At 71.5% G+C, this 3,962-nt stretch carries 3 protein-coding genes, 1 other RNA gene and 1 pseudogene; 1 reads left to right on the forward strand and 4 read right to left on the reverse strand.

The features are described 5' to 3' along the window. Positions 1 to 955: pseudogene (locus CCN56_RS31285) on the forward strand (MFS transporter); the annotation flags it as partial. On the opposite strand, the gene CCN56_RS31290 reads toward CCN56_RS31285, so the two are convergent. The 4 genes from CCN56_RS31290 to CCN56_RS31305 form a co-directional block, all read right to left on the reverse strand. Further along, on the reverse strand, positions 952 to 2,034 hold the full coding sequence (locus tag CCN56_RS31290; RefSeq protein WP_107484254.1) for a hypothetical protein: 1,083 nt from the start codon (positions 2,032 to 2,034) through the stop codon (positions 952 to 954). The pseudogene CCN56_RS31285 and the gene CCN56_RS31290 overlap by 4 nt on opposite strands. Positions 2,035 to 2,173: 139 nt before the next feature. Continuing rightward, positions 2,174 to 2,567: a transfer-messenger RNA gene (ssrA, locus tag CCN56_RS31295) on the reverse strand. Between the two features lie 123 nt (positions 2,568 to 2,690). Further along, the gene (smpB, locus tag CCN56_RS31300; protein ID WP_052499114.1) at positions 2,691 to 3,230 is read right to left on the reverse strand and encodes an SsrA-binding protein SmpB; all 540 of its coding nucleotides are present in this window, start codon (positions 3,228 to 3,230) and stop codon (positions 2,691 to 2,693) included. A gap of 18 nt (positions 3,231 to 3,248) precedes the next feature. Beyond that, positions 3,249 to 3,962 (reverse strand): S41 family peptidase (locus CCN56_RS31305; protein ID WP_256962270.1); only part of this gene is annotated, 714 nt, incomplete at its 5' end.

Below are 3,962 nucleotides of genomic sequence, written 5' to 3' on the forward strand. Positions count from 1 at the left end.
CGGCCAGGCCAGGGTCGCGGTCCCGGCCACCGCGTACGCGGTCCTGGGCCACCTGGTCCTGCTGCTCTGCGTCCACGAGAAGGCCCCGGTCTGGTCCCTCTTCCTCACCACGGCCGTCACCGCCACCACCCCGAACACGGGCGGCATGTCCCGGGCCCGCTGGGCACACCTCCTCCGGGACGACCCGGACGCGCTGCACACCGCGAACGCCTTCGAGCAGGCCGCCGACGAGCTCTGCTACATGCTCGGCCCGGTGCTCGCCGCCGTCCTGTGCTCGGCGCTCTTCCCGGAGGCGGGCACGCTCACCGCGGGCGTCCTCTTCCTCGGCGGCGTCCTGATCTTCGCCGCCCAGCGCTCCACCGAACCCCCGGTCGCCCCCCGCACCGCCGCGGGCTCCCCGCTGCGGGCCCCCGGCATGGCGCCGCTGCTCGCGGTCTTCCTCGCCACGGGGGCGGTCTTCGGCTCCATGGAGGTCGTGACCCTGGCGTACGTGGACGGGCCCGTCGCGGGACCGGTCCTCGCCCTCCAGGCCGCGGGCTCCTGCGCGGCGGGCCTCCTCTACGGCCACGCCCGCCGCACCGCCCGGCTGCGCACCTGTCTGGCCGCGATGACCGTCCTGATGGCGATGCCGCTGCTCGCCGCCTCGACCGGCTCCCTGCCCGCCCTGGCCGCCGGCCTCCTGGTGGCGGGCATGGCGACGGCCCCGACGATGGTGACGGGCATGGGCCTGATCCAGCGCCTCACGCCCGCGTCCCAGCTCAACGAGGGCATGACCCTCGCCGTGACCGCCCTCCTGGCGGGCATCGCGACCGGTTCGGCGACCGGCGGTTGGGCCGCCGACCACGCCCCCTTCGCCGCCTTCGGCTTCCTGATCCCGGTGACCGCGGCGGCGACGGCCTTCGCCCTGTGCACGGCGACCGGGGTGGGCCGCCGTGCACGGGTCCCGACGTCCTAGCCCTGCCGCAGCGGCGGCATCGGCACCTGCACCCCGTACGCGGTGGCGCCGGCCCCGGCGCCGCCCTCGCACCCGTCGGGCTCCTGGGTGCCGAGGCCCCGCGTGGACGGCTTCTCGGCGGCCCAGAACATGTAGCCGAGGAGCCCAGGGGTGCTCCCGGCCCCGTTGGGCGCCGCGCTGCGCACCCAGTCCCCGGTCGCCTTCTGGAGCGAGTTCGCGAAGTCGGTGCACTCGGGCAGCGGGCTGCGCCCGTACGCCAGGTAGAGACCCGCCGTGAGCTTGGCGGGGGCGAGCGGGGCGACCGGCGGCGAGAACTGGGACTTGCCGTCGAGGTGCTCCTGCCAGTTCGCGATGTGCGAGCTCGCGGAGGTGGGCCGGGCGGGCACCATCGCATTGGCGTAGTCGAGCACGGGAGTGTCGGTGCGCAGCCAGTCGGCGGTGGCCTTGCGGTTGATGTCGATGAGCCAGCGGTCACCGGCGGCGGTGTCGATGGTGAGCCGCGCGGCCGGCCGTGTGCCGGAGGCGTCGTAGGGGTGGACGGACCGATAGGCGTCGATGAAGGCCTGGAGCCCGGTGAGGTTCGGGCCGGTGTTCTGCTCGTAGTCGATCTCGATGCCGACCCCGAGGTCGGCGGCGACGGCGGCGGCGTTCAGACCGAGCTGCGTGGCGTTCTCGGCGAGGGCCGCGTCCCAGGCGTCGGTGTAGGTGATCCCGCCGATCGACAGCATCACGCGGATCCCGCGCGAGGTGAAGTACTGGACGATCTCGCGGCTCATGCCGACGGGAACGCCGTTCGCGGTGGTGGCGTCGGTGGTGCGGTGCAGCAGCTCGAGCGGGTCGACGAAGCTGAGGACGACGAGGTTGACGGAAGGCCGGCCGTCACCCCGGTCGACGATCCAGTGGTTCTTGGCGTCGAACTCGGCGATGTCGCGGACGGTGGACCAGGTGCAGTAGTCGTCCCCGCAGTGCCAGGTGCCGTAGACCTGCACGGGCGCGGGCGCGGCGGCTCCGGCGGGCAGGGTGGCGGGGACGAGGAGGGCGAGGAGCATGAGCAGGACCGCGAGGGGTCTGTGACGCATACGTACCTCCGGGGATGCCGTGGCGTGGGGGGGGCGGCGACCGCAGAGTGTCAGGTCCAGACCAAGCCCACAAGAGGGCCGACGGCATGACAAAGGCCCGGCGGTCGAGGTGACCACCGGGCCTGTGCCCACATGGGATGAGTGGAGATGGCGGGAATCGAACCCGCGTCCAACGGTGCGGAATCAGGGCTTCTCCGTGTGCAGTCTGGTACGAGTTTCTCAGCCCTCCGGATCACCCAGACAAGTCCGGAACGGGCTCAGTCACTGTTTGATTTCCCTCCCACCCCCGTGACCGGGGCGAGAGGTTTAGATCCCTGAATGACGCCAGGATCCGGGTCGGGACCACCCCCGGGCTGACGCTCCTCACAGAGGCTTCTGTTCGTTACCTAAAATTAGGCAGCGAGGGCGAAGCGGGAGTTATCGCTCTTGGTGTTGGCGATTATTGGTTGCGACATATGGTTTACGAGATCATTGCCGCTTCCTCGACACGCTTCCCACTGCTTCGACATCCGCTGTCGAAACCGATCATCCCCATGTTGTTTTTTCAAAGGTCGCACCCTCTGTGGGGTGCAGGTCCCATCGTACGTGACCGACGGGCCCGGTTGCCAGCACATTAACGGCGGGAGGCACCGGCCGCTCCGGGTGCCCTACGCGCCCTACGCGCTCTGTGCCGCCCGCTGCCGCCGCCGGGCCGCCGCGATCGCCCGGTTCGTCTCGCGCGTGTCCTGCTTCTCCCGCAGGGTCTGGCGCTTGTCGTACTCCTTCTTGCCCTTGGCCAGCGCGATCTCGCACTTCACCCGGCCGTTCAGGAAGTACAGCGAGAGGGGCACGATCGTGTGACCCGTCTCCTGCGACTTCGACTCCAGCTTGTCGATCTCGGCCCGGTGCAGCAGCAGCTTCCGCTTCCGCTTCGCGTGGTGGTTGGTCCAGCTGCCCTGCATGTACTCGGGCACGTGGATGTTGTGCAGCCACGCCTCGTGGCCGTCGATCTGGACGAAGCCGTCGACCAGCGAGGCCCGGCCCATGCGCAGCGACTTCACCTCGGTGCCCATGAGCACCACACCGCACTCATAGGTGTCGATGATGTGGTAGTCGTGCCGCGCCTTCTTGTTCTGCGCGATGAGCTTGCGCTCAGGCGCCTTGTCCGATGCCTTCTTCGCAGGCTTGCCCTGCACGTTCACGAGTCCCTTTGCCATAGTGCGGCCATTTTCGCACTACGAGCCCCCTCCGAGGCCACTCAATACCGTTCTCGCCCGCTCCTCGGCCCGCTCCCCCGCCGCCAGGTCCGGCGTGATGCCGCGGCCGTCGACGGCGTGCCCGGCGGGTGTCCGGTAGTGGCCGACGGTCAGCTCGGCGACCGAGCCGTCGGGCAGGGCCCTCGGCATCTGGACCGACCCCTTCCCGAAGGTCCGCGAACCGACGGTGACCGCCCGGCCCCGGTCCTGGAGGGCGCCCGTGAGCAGCTCGGCCGCGCTCATGGTGCCCCCGTCGATCAGCGCGACCAGCGGCCTTCCCGTGTCACCGCCGCCCTCCGCGTACACGGCCCGCTGCTCGCCCTCCACGTCGTACGTGGCGACGAGCCCGCCGTCGAGGAAGGCGGAGGCGGCGACGGCGGCCTCGGCGACCAGGCCGCCGGAGTTGCCGCGCAGGTCGAGGAGGACCCCGGCGCCGGGCGGCGCGGTCCGCACCGCGTCCCGTACGCGCGCGCCCGCCCCCTTCGTGAAGGCGGCGACCCGGATCAGTACGGCCCCGTCGTCGAGGCGGCGGACGGTGACCGGGTCCGTCACGACCCGGGCCCTGAGCAGGGTCTGCGTCCAGGCGGCGCGGCCGCGCTCGACCCGGAGGACGACGGCCGAGCCGGGAACCCCGTCGCCGCGCAGCAGGGAGACCACCTCGGAGACGGAGAGCCCGTCGACCGGGCGCCCGTC

This window comes from Streptomyces sp. NRRL B-24572 (assembly GCF_002156145.1).
In the GTDB taxonomy this organism is placed as follows: domain Bacteria; phylum Actinomycetota; class Actinomycetes; order Streptomycetales; family Streptomycetaceae; genus Streptomyces; species Streptomyces vietnamensis.